The 18,438-nt window shown below is 55.5% G+C and carries 12 protein-coding genes and 1 pseudogene; 12 read left to right on the top strand and 1 reads right to left on the bottom strand.

The annotated features are described in order from the left end of the window. Positions 1-250 precede the first annotated feature (250 nt). From ispH to H8K03_07260, 3 genes are all read left to right on the top strand, one after another. Positions 251-1,213, top strand: a complete 963-nt coding sequence (gene ispH, locus H8K03_07270; protein ID UVT21690.1) for a 4-hydroxy-3-methylbut-2-enyl diphosphate reductase — start codon at positions 251-253, stop codon at positions 1,211-1,213. Between the two features lie 269 nt (positions 1,214-1,482). Next, entirely contained in the window at positions 1,483-5,160 is a 3,678-nt protein-coding gene (gene smc / locus H8K03_07265; protein ID UVT21689.1) for a chromosome segregation protein SMC, read from the top strand. A gap of 330 nt (positions 5,161-5,490) precedes the next feature. Then, complete coding sequence (locus tag H8K03_07260) at positions 5,491-5,748, top strand: hypothetical protein (protein UVT21688.1); 258 nt, start codon at positions 5,491-5,493, stop codon at positions 5,746-5,748. Between the two features lie 449 nt (positions 5,749-6,197). Here the strand turns inward: H8K03_07260 and H8K03_07255 are convergent, their stop codons facing one another. Next, entirely contained in the window at positions 6,198-7,637 is a 1,440-nt protein-coding gene (locus H8K03_07255; protein ID UVT21687.1) for a GMC family oxidoreductase, read from the bottom strand. A gap of 591 nt (positions 7,638-8,228) precedes the next feature. Here H8K03_07255 and shc point away from each other — a divergent pair. From shc to ispG, 9 genes and pseudogenes are all read left to right on the top strand, one after another. Next, positions 8,229-10,409, top strand: a complete 2,181-nt coding sequence (gene shc, locus H8K03_07250; protein UVT21686.1) for a squalene--hopene cyclase — start codon at positions 8,229-8,231, stop codon at positions 10,407-10,409. Positions 10,410-10,447: 38 nt separating this feature from the next. Next, positions 10,448-11,233 (top strand): hypothetical protein, encoded by a 786-nt coding sequence (locus H8K03_07245; GenBank protein ID UVT21685.1) that lies wholly within the window; start codon positions 10,448-10,450, stop codon positions 11,231-11,233. Positions 11,234-11,235: 2 nt separating this feature from the next. Continuing rightward, positions 11,236-12,003 (top strand): ABC transporter permease, encoded by a 768-nt coding sequence (locus H8K03_07240; protein ID UVT21684.1) that lies wholly within the window; start codon positions 11,236-11,238, stop codon positions 12,001-12,003. 2 nt (positions 12,004-12,005) lie between these two features. Continuing rightward, positions 12,006-12,764, top strand: a complete 759-nt coding sequence (locus H8K03_07235; GenBank protein ID UVT21683.1) for an ABC transporter ATP-binding protein — start codon at positions 12,006-12,008, stop codon at positions 12,762-12,764. A 12-nt stretch (positions 12,765-12,776) separates the two neighbouring features. Beyond that, positions 12,777-13,220 carry an outer membrane lipid asymmetry maintenance protein MlaD gene (gene mlaD / locus H8K03_07230; GenBank protein ID UVT22403.1) on the top strand — a complete coding sequence of 148 codons (444 nt, stop codon included), beginning with the start codon at positions 12,777-12,779 and terminating at the stop codon, positions 13,218-13,220. A gap of 63 nt (positions 13,221-13,283) precedes the next feature. Then, positions 13,284-13,922: an ABC transporter substrate-binding protein gene (locus H8K03_07225; GenBank protein UVT22402.1), complete on the top strand. Its 639-nt coding sequence runs from the start codon at positions 13,284-13,286 to the stop codon at positions 13,920-13,922. 29 nt (positions 13,923-13,951) lie between these two features. Continuing rightward, complete coding sequence (locus H8K03_07220; protein UVT21682.1) at positions 13,952-15,148, top strand: BamA/TamA family outer membrane protein; 1,197 nt, start codon at positions 13,952-13,954, stop codon at positions 15,146-15,148. 215 nt (positions 15,149-15,363) lie between these two features. Then, complete coding sequence (locus H8K03_07215; GenBank protein UVT21681.1) at positions 15,364-17,310, top strand: 1-deoxy-D-xylulose-5-phosphate synthase; 1,947 nt, start codon at positions 15,364-15,366, stop codon at positions 17,308-17,310. 23 nt (positions 17,311-17,333) lie between these two features. Further along, positions 17,334-18,395, top strand: a pseudogene (ispG, locus tag H8K03_07210) (flavodoxin-dependent (E)-4-hydroxy-3-methylbut-2-enyl-diphosphate synthase). The last annotated feature ends 43 nt before the right edge of the window (positions 18,396-18,438 follow it).

Genomic DNA, 18,438 nt, shown 5'->3' with positions numbered 1-18,438 from the left:
GTACAGAATAGCTTCCTGACTCGATCTCAGAAAGGACCTCCGAGGGTGTAACTATTTACAAGCCCGCAACATACCAAGCCTGTAGGAGGCGGGCAAGATCTCCGGGACACCCGCTCTCGGTGATACCGTCGTGGCTTTTCGGAGGCAATTCTGTTGACGGAACGAGTTGATCTGACGTATCGTGAATACTCAGTAAAGACTGCAGACAGGACGATCTGGTAGAGTGCCGAGCGAAGGAGCTGCGACGATTATGAAAATCTATCTTGCCAATCCCCGTGGGTTTTGCGCCGGTGTCGATCGGGCGATCGATATCGTGGATCTTTCCCTCAAGAAGTATGGCGCACCTATTTATGTCCGGCATGAGATCGTTCATAGCCGCCATGTCGTGAATTCGCTCCGGCAAAAAGGCGCGGTCTTTGTGGAAGAGTTGAACGAAGTTCCGGAAGGGTCGGTCGTCATTTTCAGCGCGCATGGTGTTGCGAAGTCGGTGTGGGAGGAAGCGAATCGTCGGCGCCTGCATGTGATCGACGCGACCTGTCCGCTGGTGATCAAAGTGCATAACGAAGTGAACCGCGATTATACTCAGGGGTATGAACTGATTCTTATCGGTCACGCCGGTCACCCGGAAGTGATCGGGACGCTGGGCCAGATTCCCGACAAGTTTCATCTCGTGTCTTCGGTGAAAGATGTGGAAGAATTACTGGTAGAAAACACCATCAACCTCTCGTATGTCACGCAGACGACGTTGAGCGTGGATGAGTGTCGGGACATCGTCAGCGCGCTCCATCAGCGGTTTCCGAACATCAAGGGCCCGCATCAGGAAGATATCTGCTATGCGACGCAAAACCGGCAGAATGCTGTGAAGGAATTGTCCCGTCTCGTGGATGTCATTCTGGTGATCGGGTCGCCGAACAGCTCCAACTCCAATCGCCTGCGTGAACTTGGAGAGCAGTGCGGCATTCCCTCTTATCTCATCGATTCAGCCAGCGACATCAATCCGGAATGGCTGCAAGGTGCCAAAGCAGTCGGAATTGCCGCGGGGGCTTCCGCTCCGGAAATCTTGGTCACGGAAGTGGTCGCATTCTTGAGAGCTTCGGGACCATCCGAAGTCGAGGAACTCACCGTCATCGAAGAAGACGTTGAATTTCTGTTGCCGAAGGAACTTGTCCAAATAGAATCGTCCAAGAAATCGATGGCCAGCATTGCCGGGTAGTGCGTTGTAGATAAAGCCTTCGTCCCTTCGCTGTCTGCGGTTTCCTAGGGCGGTCGTCTTGCGCTGCCGGTGATGGTTCCGAGGCCATGTATCGGATTCCAAACCACTTTTGAGATTTTCCTAGCCCCCACCCTATACCTTGTAGTGGTCACACTGCATCTCCTCTATTGGCTGTGTTTTTCTTTGATTTCTTGAAGCTCCTATGATACAAGGGCCGGAAATTTTTATTTCCATGGGAGCGCCCCACGCGCGCGTGAAAGGGTGAGCCGATGTACTTGAAATCATTGGATATGTTGGGGTTCAAGTCGTTCGCTGAGGCCAAGATCGAATTTCCCGAGGGTGTCACGGCGATTGTTGGTCCAAATGGGAGCGGAAAGAGCAACGTCGTGGATGCCATTCTGTGGGTGATGGGCGAGCAAAGCACCAAAACACTCAGAAGCGAAAAGATGGAAGACGTCATCTTTAATGGCACCGAACTCCGAAAACCATTGGGCATGACGGAGGTGTCGTTAATCATCGGAGGCCTTGATCAGACGGCGGTGAAGTTGGATGCCGGCGCGGGGCTCCCCGGCCAACTGACTGAATTTCAAGAACTGATGATTACCCGCCGTTTGTACCGCAATGGCGAGAGCGAGTATCTCATCAATAAGACTCCGTGCAGGCTCAAGGATATTCGCGGCTTGCTCCTCGACACCCGTGCGGGCAGCAAAGGACACACGGTTATTGCGCAAGGCCAAATCGATCAGATCCTGAATGCGTCTCCGCAAGATCGACGCGAGCTCATCGAGGAAACCGCCGGCATTGTCCGCTACAAGAAACAGAAGGCCGAGGCATTACGGAAGTTGGAAGCGACGCAGCAAAATCTCCTGCGAGTCCGAGACATCGTGGCTGAGATCAAGAAGCAACTCAATTCTCTCGAACGGCAGGCGCGCCAGGCGCGCACCTATCAGACGTTGCAAGGAGAAGCGCGCGGGATTGAAGTGACGTTGTTGACCAGGGAATTCCGGGCATTGCGGCAGACGTTGCGGGAGGTGGAGGACGACGTCCTGAATTTGGATCGGCAAGAATCCGAGAAAGCCGCCGAGCAGGCTCGGCTCACGACGGATCTCGAACGGGCTCGCCTTGATGCCATTGCGACGGCTGACTTGATCGGAAAGACTCGAGAAGAACTGGCGGGAATTGAGCACCAGCAGTCCCACGCGCTGACCGCGGCGGAAGTCGAACGCAACCGAGGTCAGTTATTGAATCAGCAACAAGTTGAAGAGTCGGCTGAGCTGGAAGAGCTGGTCCGTTCGCGGGACAATCTGGCCGGCGCGCTCCAGACTGTTGAGGCATCATTGCATTCCGTCGAAGAGGAAATGGTGATTCGGGATCGTGCCCTCGGTGAGCTTGATCAGGAGATGGCGCGATTGCTCCAGCAACGGGCTGCGGCCGTCGCGGAAGAAGAGCGAGGGCGCAAAGACGTGTTGCAGCTGGCGATCCTGGTCGCGAATACCGAGCAGGGTATCTCGCAGCTCATGAAACGAGTGGAAGACCTCGCAGGCCGTGGAACTCGATTGGTCTCGGAGCGAGACGAGCTTCGTGGGCAACGTGAAGCCGCGATCGAACGTCATGAGGCGGTACGTAAGGAATACGGAGAAGCCGACCGTCTCGTAACGAAACTGCGGGAGGACCAACGCTCCGTGCAGGAAGAGGCCATTCAAGCTGCCGGGATGATGCAGTCGCTGGATCAGGCGATTTTACGACGCTCGGAGGAGTTGGCGGGCGTGGATTCACGCTTGGAGGCGCTGCAAGGCGTGGTGCGCGAGGAGATGGGCTATGGCCGGCAAGGGGCTCAGCAGGGCCCCGCCTTGAAATCGTGCGAAGGGGTGCGGGATGCGGTCGCCGAATGGCTGGTTATCCCATCAGGCATGGAGCGTGCGGTCGAGGCGGTGCTAGGGGAGCGTGTTCGAGGGTGGTTTGTGGATGAACCATCCGTGGGACGGCGGTTGATCCGTTTCCTCCAACAGGAGGGACTGGGGCGAGGCAGCTTTATTCCCCAGCACCCACGATGGGAAGGGGCAGGGACCCATGATTGGTGGTCGGCGATTGCCGAGCAGCCCGGCATAGTTGGGCGCGCCGTGGATCTGATCCAGACCGACGCCGCTCGAACGGGGGCACGGGACTCGTTGTTCGATCGCGTCGTGATTGTTCGGTCATTGGACCAGGCGATGCAGGTGTGGGAGCAACATGCGTGGCACGCTCCGAACGGTCCGATCCTGGTGACTCTGGACGGTGAAGTGGTGGATGCATCGGGTATCGTGACCGGAGGTCAGGTCCAAGGAACGCCGGGTCTCCTCGAGCGTCGACGAGAAGTGATCGATCTGGAAGTCAAGCGGCACGCGCTTGTGACCGAGCTTGATCAGAGTAAGCAGCAGCGGGACGATGTGTTCGCTCAGACCCAGCTCCTGACCCAGCGGGACCGCCAGCTAGGGGATTCGCTTCGTGATGCCGAAATGCAAGATCTCTCGCTCCGTAAAGACGAAGAGAAGCTTCAACATGTGCTGACGGATCTTGACCATCGACTGAATGCAGTGGAGACGGAGATTCAAGAAGGTCTCGGTGAGCGAGAGCGGCTGGAGCAAGAATCGCAATCAGCCCACGCTCAATTGGGGCAATGGGTCGCTGAAAAAAACGGTCAGGAAACGTTGTTGGGGCGTGTGCGTGAGCGACTGGGGTTGTTTGATCAGAATATGAGAGAACAGCAAGAACATGTGACGCAAGCGAAGCTGACGGCAGAGGGTTTGCGCGCAAGACGGGAACACGAACAGCAGAATCGGGTTCGGGTGGCGCAACAAATTCAAGAGACGGAGGATCGGCGCCGTTTGCTGGGGGAACATCTGAATAGTCTGAAGGGTTCAATCGAGCGGAGCCGGGATGAGCAAGCCCGTCAGGAGGCGCTCTGCCAAGAGCTTGGTGTGACGGCAAGTCGGGTGAAAGCGGAGTTGGTTGCCGCTCAGGAGCAACAAGCGCAGCAAATGGGTGCCAGCCAGACTTTGGAAGCGAGTCTGGAAGAAGTGCGCCGAGGAGTCTCCGCGATTCGCGATGCACGGATGACGGTGGAAGTGCGCCGTGCGGAACTTCGCACGCAATTGGCCACAGTCGAAGGAACCTTATCGGGAACGTATCAGCTCGATCCGCTCGCGCTGATCGACGATGCGCCGGTATCGAATGAATCGGTCATAGAGACCGATGCCACCGGTCAGGAGGCGGCCCAACGTTCCGATGCCGAGTTGAAAGAGCAGTTGCAGAAGCTTCGTGATCGGCTCGATCGCATGGGGCCGATCAATCTGGCTGCCATCAGCGAGCACCAAGAGCTGGAGGAACGCCACAAATTTTTGTCTGCGCAGGAGCAAGACCTGTCGAATTCGATTGTGTCGCTCAAGGAGATCATTCAGCGGATTCACCGAACGACGAAAGAAATGTTTGCGTCCACGTACGACGAACTCCAGCAGAAGTTTTCCGAGGTATTCGTCCAATTCTTCCCCGGCGGCCGGGCTGAGCTGCAGTTGGTCGACGAGCCGCCGTCAGAAAACGGCGAGCCTCCCGGCAGCCAAGAACCAGGTATCGAAATTGTTGCACAACCGCCTGGGAAGCGGTTGAAAAGCATCACTATGCTGTCGGGCGGCGAAAAGACGCTGACCGCAATGGCGCTCTTGTTTGCGAGCTTTCTCATCAGGCCGACGCCGTTCTGTCTGTTGGACGAAATCGACGCTCCGCTGGACGAGGAAAACATCGGGCGCTTTACAGGTGTCTTGAAGGAGTTGGCGCAGAATGCCCAGTTTCTCGTCATTACACACAACAAGCGGACGATGAGCATCGCCGATTCTCTCTTCGGCGTCACGATGGAAGAACCGGGCGTTTCCAAGCTGGTTTCCGTCAGGCTGGGGGACCTGCAGCCGGCCTAAGAGCAGGTTCTCCAGTCCAGCCGCAATCATTGGATTGTCACTCAGGGCTTGAATCGCGGCAGACACCCATACCCCTTTACGAATCGGGCGGTCATTTCATGCATGTCAACGGCCGTCTCCGATTCGGGTGATTCCCCAAAGCGGGTGCTTTGTTCATTCAGTGCCGCGCACTCAGGTTTAAGTGCTGGAGTGTCCCTATCCCGTGCCGACCTCTTTCCCGTCCCGTGCATCTCCTGGAAAGATGGTTTCATTATGAGAAGCTCGAAGCCTGCGATATCCTTGTTGCGAGTGTGAAGTTGGTTTCACCGTCTGCAGGGAAGGAGGTCGATCATGGCATCTTCACGGACCCAGGGCAGAAGGCCATATCCACAATCGGTCGGCAATCTCGCTCTCGACGATGCGCGATTAGAGAGATTGTGCATGTCCAGTGCAAACGCTGGCCAAGGGTCGCTGCGAAGAGTGCACGACGAGGTGCAGGAGGAACAGGAGGATGATCCGTTCGGGCCCGCCACGGGGATTGTCAATGGACTACGCCTATCCATTACGTTGTGGAGCTTCATGGTTCTCGTGATTCTGTTGATGCGATAACCCCGTTCCTCCTTGTCTCAATCCCTTTCTTGCACATACTGCTGGTATAGAGCATAAGCGGATCATGGGCATCGCCGATTCCCTCTTCGGCGTCACGATGGAAGAGCCTGGTGACTCCGATTGGTATCCGTGAGGCTGCGCCATCTGAAGTCCGTATTAGAGAACACCGCTTCTCAAGCCTCATGCGCGAGCACGCCGTCAAGTTGACGTATCGTGGGCTCGAGCACATGACGGAAGGCTGTGTACCTATTGCGCTGTAAAGAACAGCCGCTTCACCGTTGGTCCGGTTCAACACAAGAGGGGCATGATCGGCACTATCAACGCGTGGAGGGTAAGAGATGAGGCGCTCAGTAGGATGCGGTATGACGCGAAGGCAAGAGTAAAGTATTGGCGATTACATACTTCACCACACCATAACGAGAGGTAAAGACGATCATAGCCGGGGCAGGTCAGGCATTTCGCAAATGTTCTGCCAATCGCAAAGAGAGCTGAACAATCGTGAGGGTTGGGTTAGCCGATCCACCAGATGGAAAAACTGATGAACCAGCGACATATAGGTTGCCTTGTCCAAATACACGACAATTTGAATCCACCACACCGTTCTTGACCGTGTCCGCCATTCGAGTACCGCCCATGTGATGATAACTAGCGCCAAAATCGCCCGTTACCCGGTAATCGGGAAAGCCACCGTTGCCAAACACCCACTCAAAAAATTTGATACGTCCGAGATTTCTGGCCATCACATAATCGTTAAAATGAGACAGGGTTTGCCGTATCGTAGCAAGATCGCGATCCGTTTTTTTCCAATGCAGCTCCGTCAACGGAATTCCAAAACGGTCACGCTTAGTTTCGGACAGCTTCACATGGTTGGTCCAGATAGGCTCTTGTTCCCATTCCGTGCTAAGGTGTTGCCCACAGACAAGCTTTTTCCCTACCAGCGATGTGGCCCAGGCGCCAACTTTCGGCGCAACGCATAACAGATCGCTCAGCAGCGCCTGTGTGCCTTCAGGCGGCATTCCTCTCACGATGATTCGGCAATCTAAAGTCGACAACTTTCGTTTTACTGCATCTGTTAAGCCAATCTCGCTCCTCCCGTGATGAACAGACACCACTTTGAGGTCAACGAGCGCATGCCCGACCCTGAAAGCGGGGTGCTCCATCCAATAACGACCTAGCGGTGCGCGAGAGTCAACAAGTTTTCCATTCGTCTGATGATTGCACCACAGGAGCATCCGGTTGTTTTCTATTCCGCCCATTGCCAAAATGAAGTGTGTCGCTCTTATGTTGGCGGATTGTCCGGAAAAGTTGGTCGCATGTGCGCTTACGACACGTTGTCCATCCGTTTTCAATCCCGTTAAGTTGGCATTCGTAACGTAGGTCACGTTTTTCGACAGATTAAGTCTCTCCTGATATTTCTCACCAAACCGAACTTGCGAATAGGAAATGCCAGTTTGTCTGATGCCGAATTCCCGATCTAATATCACCTCATCGCGTGGTGGTGGAATGTCGAGAATAGAGAGCGTTTTTGCCAAGAACGGGTCTAAGTCTTTCTTTGTGATTGGCCAGTGTGCATTCTCAAAACCCTGCTTCTTTTGGAAGTCAATTTCACCTAACGGTATGCACTCCCCGCCCCAATGGCCACTCGTTCCTCCCAGATATCGCAAACGAGCGGAATCAAGCTCGAAGTAGGGGTCGCCTATCACATCCCCCTTATAAATATCCTGAGACTCAACGCTCTGACGAAGTCCGCCTCCCTCTAAGAGAATCACTGAACGACCATAGTCTCCAAGTTCCAATGCTAGAGTCATCCCGGCAGGCCCTGATCCCACAACACAAAAATCCGCTGTCTTGGGTAGGCCGTTTACTGAAAGGCTGAAGTCAACATGCATCAAACGTCTCCTGTTTGTAGCACCCAGCCTTGTCTAATGAATTTTCCGCTCCTTTCGCCATGGAGATCGTTAAAAATGCGAGTGAGCAGCCCCATTTGGGCGAACAAAAACAATCCGATCAAGAATCCTCTGCGAGAACACATGCTCTTCACCTCCTTTTACATCGTGACATTAACAGCCAGGAGATCCCAGTCCAAGAAAAACCTGACTTGGCACGGGAGACCCCGTCGGACGAAACGCATCCAGCTCGCACAAGAGATCCGAAGTCATTCGCGACGTTCGCCAGCGAACACTAGCTTCAGGACAGCGGTCTCCCTGAAGACCTCGGGCCTGTCTCACAAATGAACGAAGGAGTGGACTCCCGCGATGTCCAGTTACAAATGCTGAGAGAGGATGTCCGCAATCCACACACCCATAAAAATACATATACTTCAGTCACTTCTCACTCCATTTGCTTGACTCAATTCCCAGCGTCTGTTATAAGCCTGCGGTACATTCGAGGGAGTGTAGAGGAGCTGTTCACGAGGGAGACCATTGCGAGATGCCGGTCTTTCACCCCCCTCAGCCCTGTCTTTCAAATCATAACGATTCATGAACATCATAAAGGCGTTATTCAGCCGCCTCTCTGACAGCCTGCTTTCGACCGTTCAGGGACGATTCGATCCTGCGACGGAATTTACACCCATGGCTCCGCTTCGGTTGGTGTCCGACAAGCCGGTTGTCCTCCCTTCGTTGGATCCTTCTTCTATTCGTCGTCCCATCGCGCATGCTGTCAGCCAGCCTGATGCGGTGGATGACGCGATCCGGCGGAGTCAGTCATGGTTCCTGAGCCGTCAACATGCTGAAGGGTACTGGGTCGCCGAACTGGAAGCGGACACCACGTTGACATCCGAATACTTGATGCTCCGTCGATTCCTCGATCGTGTGGACCCCGATCGGGAGGAGAAGGCCGTTCGGTATCTCAAGTCGATGCAACTACCCGACGGTGGATGGCCGATTTATTACGGCGGACCGACTGAAATCAGTGCGTCCGTCAAGGCGTATTTTGCCCTTAAGTTGAGTGGTGTGTCGGCGGACGAACCGTGTATGGTTCGGGCGAAAGAACGAATCTTGGCCATGGGGGGAGTCGTCCAAGCCAACGTGTTTACAAAAATCACGCTGGCGTTGTTCGATCAGTACGATTGGGAGGGCATTCCCCATATGCCCGTCGAGATCATGCTGCTGCCGAAGAAGTTCTATTTCAGTATCTACGCGATCTCCTATTGGTCTCGGGCCGTCCTGATTCCATTGTTGATAGTCTTTGCTCACCGCCCGGTCTGCCAAATTCCCCGTGAACAGGGTATCGAGGAACTCTATCCGATCCCGCGAGCGGAGATCAGGTATTGGAAATATCCTCCGTTTAACAAAGATCAAGCGTGGTTCACGCCCCATAATTTCTTTGTTGCCCTGGATGCGATGTTGAAGCTGTACGACCGGATGCCCATGCGGGTGCTGCGGGAGAAGGCGCTTCATAAAGCAGCCTGTTGGATGTTGGAGCATCTCAAAGGGTCCGGGGGACTCGGTGCGATTTATCCGGCGATGGCAAATTCCATTATGGCACTCGAATGCTTGGGCTATGGCGCGGATGATCCTCTGGTCGTCAAGGCGCTTCGTGAGATCGAGGAATTGGAAGTCTACGATTCCGCCATGATTGATGGTGAGCTTGCTCCTACCCTCCATCTTCAGCCTTGTTTTTCTCCCATTTGGGATACCGCCTTGCTCACCAATGCGCTGGTTGAAGCGGGGCTGCCACAAGATCACCCGGCGCTCCAAAAAGCGGGCCGGTATCTCATCTCCAGGCAGACCAAGTCGGTGGGTGACTGGATTGTGTCCTCGCCGAACGCGGAACCGGGCGGATGGTATTTCCAATTTGAAAACGAATTGTATCCGGACGTCGATGATTCCGCCGTGGTCCTCATGGCGCTGTCAAAATTGAAGATTCCGACCGGAGAGGGCGAGCTGAACGAATCCATCCACCGCGGTATGCGATGGGTGCTGGCGATGCAGGGTTCCGATGGAGGGTGGGGCGCCTACGATAAGGACAATAACCGTGTCGTGTTCAATTATATCCCGTTTGCCGACCACAAGGCGCTTCTTGACCCGAGCACGTCCGATCTGGCGGGACGATGTCTGGAGATGCTTGGAGCCTTGGGTTATGACAATACACATCCAGCCGTTGCGCCGGCTCTGGCCTTTCTGAAGAAAGAGCAAGAAGAGGACGGCAGTTGGTATGGGCGGTGGGGGGTCAATTACATTTATGGAACCTGGTCCGTCTTGGCAGGGCTGAGAGCCATTGGTGAAGATCTCTCGGCACCCTATATTCGGCGGGCTGTGTCCTGGCTGGAATCGAAACAGAATTCTGACGGTGGATGGGGAGAGTCCTGCCTTTCTTACAATGACCTCGAGCATCATGGTCAAGGAGAGAGTACGCCGTCGCAAACAGCATGGGCACTCATGGCCATGATGTCGGCTGGAGCGACTGACTCCTTCAGTGTGGCGCGCGGAGTGCAATTTCTTCTCCGTCATCAAATGAAGGACGGATCGTGGGAAGAAATTTCTCATACAGGGACCGGGTTTCCGCGAGTGTTCTATCTTCGGTATCATTGGTACTGTCAGTACTTCCCGTTGTGGGCCTTAGCGATGTATCGCAACCTCCGTTCTCGCGGGAAGATGCGAGCCGATGAACTTCGCCATCACATGCAAGGAAATGACTCATACCGGTCCGAGCGTTGACCCCCGCCGGTTCGCTCCCCCTGCCCTCATCTGACACTGTGCCGCCTAAACGGATTGCCATTTTTGCCGCGACCCCATGGGAGATGAGAGCCGTTCGGTCGGCATTTCCTCCTGGCATCGGACGACAAATTGCCGGCCACTCTGTTTTCGTACACACTGTCGGTGACCGGGAATATTGGCTTGTGCAAACCGGCGTCGGTCTGGAGAAGGCGAGGCAAAGCGCCGTTCAACTCATCGACGGCCGGCCTTTTAGTCTCATGGTATCGACGGGATTTGCCTGTGCGCTTGTCGCGGCGGATATTGGGGCACTCCTGGTCGGCCGCGAGGTCGTGTGTAAACCAGGGGCAGGTGGGGAGCTGTCACAAGTTACGGCTGTGCCGGGTGATGAGCGAGATCACGTATTGGCGTTTGTCGAGACTCTGGTGCCACCTGCACACATTGGACGATTTGTCTCGACGGATCGAATCATCGGTAGGGCTTCGGACAAAGAACAGTTTGCGCGAAGCACGCAAGCAATCGGCCTCGATATGGAAAGTTCCGCCTTGGCCGCTCACGCGCAGCGCATGCAGGTTCCTTTTGTGATCATTCGAGCTGTTTCCGATCTTCTCGACGAAGATCTTCCCCTTGACTTCAATCTGTTTCTCAGGCCCACTGGATGGCTCAAGGGTCTCGGTACTGTTTTGGCCGCCCCTTCAAGTCTCTTGGGTCTTGGCCGGCTTCGTCGACAGAGTGCGGTCGCAGCAGAGGCCTTGACGACATTTTTCAGGCGTTATACTGCGGCGATGGCAACGGAGCGGCAAGAGCGAGAACTCTCACCGACGTGACCATGAACCTTCCTGAAGCAATCGGCCGATGGGCGCTCAGATACGTGGCCGAAATGGGCCGGATGCTGATCTTCGTGGTGTCCTCCTTCGCCTGGTTGGCCCGTCCGCCGTTGCGGATCATTCAGATCGTCAAGCAGCTTCACTTCATCGGCTATAAATCGACGTTTGTCGTCGTTCTGACGGCGGCCTTCACTGGGATGGTCCTGGCGCTGCAAGGATACTATACGTTACGAAAGTTCGGCTCCGAAGGGCTGTTGGGTTCCGCCGTGGCGCTCAGCATGATTCGCGAGCTGGGGCCGGTGTTGGCCGCGCTTATGGTCACGGCGAGAGCCGGTTCGGCCATGACGGCGGAAATCGGGATCATGCGGATCACGGAGCAGATCGATGCGCTCGACACCATGGCGATCAATCCGCTCCAATACCTGATCGCTCCGAAACTTGTGGCCGGCTTGATCGGTGTGCCGCTGCTGGTCGCGATCTTCGATGTCGTCGGAATTTACGGTGGCCATTTGGTCGGAGTGGATCTGCTTGGCGTGAATGCCGGCTCGTATTGGAATTCCATTGAATCCGCGGTGGAGTGGAAGGACATCTATGGCGGCATCCTCAAATCCATCAGTTTTGGGCTGATTGTGAGCTGGATTTGTTGCTATAAGGGGTTTTACACGAGAATGAGCGCCGAAGGCCTGGGGACCGCTACGACCGAGGCCGTCGTATTGTCGTCGGTTTTGATTCTCGTGTGGGACTATTTTTTGACCTCGGTCCTGTTGTAACCATGCTGAAGCTGGTGGGTGTGACAAAGACCTTGGGAGGGCAAGCAGTCTTGCGGGGTGTCGATCTCGCGGTTCCTGAAGGGAAGCTCACCACGATCATCGGCCGAAGCGGGGAAGGGAAGAGTGTCCTGCTGAAGCACATGATCGGCCTGCTCCAGCCGGATTCCGGAGAAGTGTGGGTAGACGGCGTGGAGATTTCGAGGCTTCGCGGCCATGCGCTCAACGAAGTCCGTAAGCGGTTCGCCATGCTGTTTCAGGGAGCGGCGCTGTTCGATTCGTTGACGGTTTTTGAGAATGTCGCGTTTCCTCTCCGGGAAAAACTCCGGATGAAAGACCAAGACGTGACCCGCCGTGTCGAGGAGATGTTGGACCAAGTGGGCTTGGCAGGGATGGGGCACAAGTTCCCAGCGGAATTAAGCGGGGGGATGCGCAAGCGCGCCGGTCTGGCACGAGCGCTGGTGATGCAGCCGGAGATTATTCTCTTCGATGAGCCGACAACGGGTCTCGATCCCCTGATGGCCAAATCGATTCATGATCTCATCACGAGTATGCAGCGGAAGTTCGGATTTACCGCCGTGATGGTCAGCCACCAGATTCCGGAGATATTCGGCATTTCGGATTACGTGGCGATGTTGAAACAAGGGAAGATTGCGGCGATGGCCGAGCCAGCTGAATTCCAGCGAACCACCGATCCTGAGATCAGAGAATTCATCTCGGTCGGCGGGACGGTACCGCTGACCAGAGAGGTCTCCGCGGGCTAGAGGGGAGCCATGATGGATAAAAGCAGACTGGAATTGATCGTCGGTGTGTTTGTGCTGGTCGGGATTGTGTGTCTGGGGTATCTCTCGATCAAGTTGGGGAAATTAGAGCTCATCGGAGGAGATTTGTACGAGGTCGATGCCCTGTTCAACTCAGCGTCGGGACTGAAACCGGGAGCCACTGTGGAAATCGCCGGCGTCGAGGTGGGCCGCGTGAAGGCCATTAATTTGAAAGAGGATCGGGCGATGGTGAAGCTGGCGGTCCAGAACGGAACGAAGCTCTATTCCGATACGATCGCCTCGATCAAGACCAGAGGGATCATCGGAGAAAAGTACCTTGCACTCTCGCCGGGTGGGGGTGGAGATCCACTGAAACCCGGAGATGCCATTCGCGATACCGAATCAGGCCTTGACCTGGAGGAATTGGTCAGTCAGTACGTTCACGGCAAGGTCAACTAACTCGGTCTCGCGTAGCCGGTAGACGAGTATTCAGATAATCGGTAGAGGGGAGATCGTGCGATGATGGTGACCAGGAATGTGTGGGGCAGGCAGGCATGTTTCCGTTGGGGCGCGATAGTGCTTGTGGTGGTGGCAGCGGTCGGGCTGGGGGTGGTTCCGGGGTACGCGGGCGCTCCGACCGACTCCATGAAGGTGACGATAGACGAGGTTCTTCACATCGTCCGGGAAAAAGAGCTCAAACAGCCGGAGAAAGCCGATGAGCGTCGCCACTTGCTTGAGAAAGTGGTGGCGGCTCGATTCGACTATATGGAAATGTCCCGGCGGGCACTCGGCGCGCCTTGGAATCAGCTGACCGATCAGCAGAAGCAGGAATTCGTCGACCTTTTTCGGACGTTACTGACGAACTCATACGCCGATAAGATCGAGACCTATTCCGGAGAAGGCGTGCAGTACTTGAATGAACGGACGGAGAAGGAGTACGCGGAAGTTAGGACCAAAGTGCTCTCCGGAAAGACGGAGATCCCGCTCGACTATCGCTTGATCAACAGGGCTGATGATTGGCGGGTCTACGACGTCATCGTCGATGGCGTCAGCCTGGTGAACAACTATCGCGGGCAGTTTACCAAGATTATTCGTGCCTCTTCCTATTCGGATCTCGTCGATCAGCTCCGCAAGAAATCCGATAAGCTCAAGGCACCATAACGTCGTGTAGCTGGACCACGGGTACGTGTATGCGTAGCCTTGCTGTCAGTATCATCTTCATACTGCTCGGGAGTCTGTGCCCAATCTCTCTTGACCGAGCCCAGGCCGACGTGCGGTATTTCCCCATCCCTGCCGTCAGTTCCAGCAAGAACGACGGCAACGATATCGGTATGATTGTGCCGGCTCTCATCACGGGACCGGATGGGGATCTCAAATATCTGGTTGCGCCGATGGTGGTCTACAATTCGATCGTCGGCACTCGTGCGACCGTCAATCTGTTCCGTTACGAACCAGGGGGCAAGGAACTCCGAGGGATTGCGTCCTGGACAGAGCAGATCGAGCGAAAATTCCTCATAAGCTATGTTGATCCAGGATTCAGCAATGGTCGGTATAGTATTGGGTTCAGCGCGATGCATTTCAAGAATGCGACGGTGCGGTTCTTCGGACTTGGGCCGACCACCGTGAAGGAGAACGAGTCAAATTACACGGCCGCTGAGACGAGGTTGAATTGGAAATTCGGGATCCACGCGAACGAGGTTACGCAAATCGCGGTCAGCCAGCGATTGCGGCACATGCAATCGATCCAAGAGGGCGGCACGAACCTCCCCTTTTCGGGCGATCTTTTTCCGAATGCGCCGGGTGTGGACGGGGCCACGATTCTCGGGCAGCGGATCAGCTTCCATTATGATACCCGTAACAATCTGGTCACGCCGACCGATGGGACGGCGATTACCGCCTATGCCGAGCTCAACTACAACTTCAAGCAGGGGGCGGAGCCGCTGTATTCCAGGTATGGGCTTGAGGTGAAGAAGATGTTTGCGAGCGAGTCCAAGCGCGCCATCCTTGTGGTTCGTGGTGATCTGCAGGCGACGCTGGGTTCGGATGTTCCGTTTTATGAGCAGAGTTCCTTGGGCGGTCAGAACAACCTGCGTGGGTTTGGGGTAGACCGGTACATCGACAAGCAACTGATCGCGTTCAGTGTGGAAGAGCGAATTCATATCTTGCGCGCGCGCCTCGCCGGGGTCATGGCTGATTTTGAGCTTGCGCCGTTCATCGACACCGGGCAGGTGTTCAACTCGTTTAAGAATGTGAGCTTCAAAGACTACCGTATCACGCCGGGTATCGGGTTTCGGGGTATCATCCGGCCCAATGTCGTGGGACGGATCGATTATGGATTCAGTAAGGAGGGTGGAGCCATTTTTGCCGGGCTCGATTTTCCTTACTAGGAGACCAATCGGGTATGTCCGCCCTAGGTTATCGATCGTGACCCTTTAAGCCTCGATCAACCTGAGAGGCGTGGGCAAGCGATCTTTCATAAGCGCTTGACATCATACGGTTCGTGTGTGAGACTCCACAAAATTTGGCACCCACGCCAAGGGTGCACCCTGGACGTGTCTTTAGGTCACGTCGCTGATAGAAGACGAAAGTAAGGAGACTATCCATGTCTATGCTTAAAACGATTCATAGTCCGGCCGATCTGAAGCGGTTGTCTCCCGACCGATTTCCGGCGTTGTGCCAAGAGATTCGTGAACAGATTATCGGAGCGGTCTCCAATGTCGGCGGGCATCTGGCCTCAAACTTGGGTGTGGTTGAGCTCACGGTCGCTTTGCAATATCTCCTGGATACACCGGCTGATAAAATCGTTTGGGATACGAGCAATCAATCCTACACGCACAAACTCCTCACCGGCCGCCGTGAGCAGTTCCATACGCTGCGCCAGTACGGTGGATTGAGTGGATTTTGCAAGCGCGAGGAGAGCGAGTACGATACGTTCAATGCCGGCCATGCAGGCACGGGTGTGTCGGCTGCCTTCGGCATGGTGGCAGCCCGGGATCAGTTGAAGCAAAAACATAAAGTCGTCTGTGTCGTGGGTGACGGTGCGATGACGGCGGGAATGACTCTGGAAGGGCTGCATCATGCCGGCGGACTCGGCAAGGATTTCCTTGTGATTTTGAACGACAATCAGATGTCGATCTCGAAGAACGTCGGTGCCATTTCCGCCTACCTGAGTCGGACCATCACAGGGGAGTTCTACGGGCGAATGCGAGAGGAAACCGGTCAGTTGCTGCGCAAGATTCCCCACATCGGCTACGACATGCAAAAACTCGCTCGCCGGGCCGAAGAACTCGCCAAAGGCGTGATTCTTCCGGGATTGCTCTTTGAAGAGCTGGGATTCCAATACAGTGGTCCTATCGACGGCCATAACTTTGAACATCTCCTCCCGACGATTGAAAACGTCCTCAAGATGAAGGGACCGGTCCTGCTGCATATCATCACGAAGAAAGGGCTCGGCTACGAACCGGCCATGAAGAATCCGGTGTGGTTCCATGCCTGTCCGCCGTTTGTTCGGGAAACAGGTGCGCCGGCGAAGAAAGCCTCGCGCCCGTCCTACACGGCGATCGCCATGGATACGCTCGTCAAGTTGGCGCGCGAGGATAGGCGCGTTGTGGCCATCACCGCGGCGATGTGCGAAGGCACGGGGTTGACGACTTTCGAAAAGGAATTTCCGGATCGGCTGTATGACGTCGGCATCGCCGAGCAGCATGCCGTGACGTTCGCGGCGGGGCTCGCCGCTCAGGGGATGAAGCCGGTCGTCGCGATGTACGCGACCTTCCTCCAGCGGGCATATGATCAGGTCGTGCATGATGTCGCGACCCAGAATCTTCCGGTTGTCTTCTGTATCGATCGTGGCGGGCTCGTCGCTGAAGATGGGACGACGCATCACGGCGCCTTCGACTATGCCTTTCTGCGCCATGTTCCCAACATGGTGGTGATGGCTCCTAAAGATGAAAACGAGTTGCAGCATATGGTGAAAACCTGCTTGGAACATAACGGACCAATCTCGGTGCGGTATCCGCGAGGCGTGAGCCTCGGCGTCAAGATGGACGAGGCTCCCAAGGCGGTGCCTGTTGGAAAAGGCGAGCTTCTGAAGGACGGAACGGATGTCGCCATCATTGCGATCGGGGTATCCGTCTGGCAGGCCGTGGAAGCGGCGGAACGTCTCAGCAAGGAAGGGGTTTCCACAGCGGTGGTGAACGGTCGGTTCGTCAAGCCGCTTGATCACGAACTGGTTGTGGATGTGGCGAAACGAGTCAAATACGTCGTGACGGTGGAAGAGGGCTGCAAGACCGGTGGGTTCGGGTCCGCCGTGCTGGAATCCCTTTCGGAGGCCGGGGTGACTCATATGAAGACCAAGGTATTAGGCTTGCCCGATTGGTATATCGAACAAGGCCCTCAAGATCTGCTTCGTGAACGGTATGGCTTGACGAGCGAAGGAATCTATCAAAGCGTCAAGGAACTGATCGGCACGGCTTCGTCGGTGAAATCTCAATTTGCCGGTGCCGCACTAGCGGACCATCTGCCTCACGGAGACGAGCAGGGTAGCTGATCGCAAAAGGCGAACAATCTCTCATGCACATAGCAAGGCGAAAAACCCGGCAGATCTCTGTCGGGAAGGTGAAAATCGGCGGCGATGCAGCGGTGTCCGTGCAATCGATGTGTTCAACGGACACCCGTGATGTGGCTGCGACGGTTGCTCAAATTCACCAGCTTGAAGCCGCCGGGTGCGAACTCATCCGCGTGGCCGTGCCTGACGACGAAGCTGCCGCTGTCCTTCCGCAAATCAAAGCGGCTATGACGGTCCCGCTGATCGCCGACATTCACTTCGATCATCGCCTTGCCCTAAAGGCCGCGCAGATCGTCGATTGCGTCCGCATCAATCCCGGCAATATCGGCGCCTGGTGGAAAGTGGAAGAAGTGATCAAGGCCGTGAATGAGCGAGGGATTCCGCTTCGAGTCGGCGTCAACGGAGGGTCGCTCGAACGGCCGCTGTTGGAAAAATATGGATGGCCTTCCCCCGAAGCTCTCGCGGAATCGGCGCTCAACGCCGTGCATGCGCTGGAAGACGTGGGTTTTACCAACATGAAAGTTTCACTCAAAGCGTCGGATGTGCATCATGCCATCGATGCCTATTGGCTCTTCGCGCATCAGTCGAACTATCCGCTTCACATTGGGATCACAGAAGCGGGAACGGCCATGACAGGGGCGGTGAAGTCTTCGATCGGTCTCGGCTACTTGCTTGGACAGGGTATCGGAGACACGCTGCGCGTGTCGCTGGCCGCGGACCCCGTCGAGGAGGTCAAGGTCGGATTCGAGATCTTGAAATCACTCGAATTGCGTCATCGGGGCATCAATGTCATCGCCTGTCCGACCTGTGGGCGCGTTGAGATCGATGTCGTCCGGATGGCGAATGAGTTGGAAAAGAAACTCGGTCATATCAAGACTCCATTGAACGTGTCGGTGCTCGGGTGTGTCGTAAATGGAATCGGAGAAGGGAAAGAGGCCGACATCGGGATCGCCGGTGGCGAGGGCAAAGGAATTTTGTTCAAGCGGGGTAAGCTCGTCCGTAAGGTCCCCATGGACGAATTAATGGACACGCTGATTCAGGAAGTGGAATTGCTCGCCAAGGAAAAAGAGGCGGAAGAAAGCGGTGGCGAAGCCGTCGCTCCTGTCCCTT

Origin of the sequence: Nitrospira sp., from assembly GCA_024760545.1 — a bacterium.
GTDB lineage: Bacteria > Nitrospirota > Nitrospiria > Nitrospirales > Nitrospiraceae > Nitrospira_D.
The sequence above is the reverse complement of the archived record's forward strand: the minus strand, read 5'-3'. Positions and strand labels throughout refer to the sequence as shown.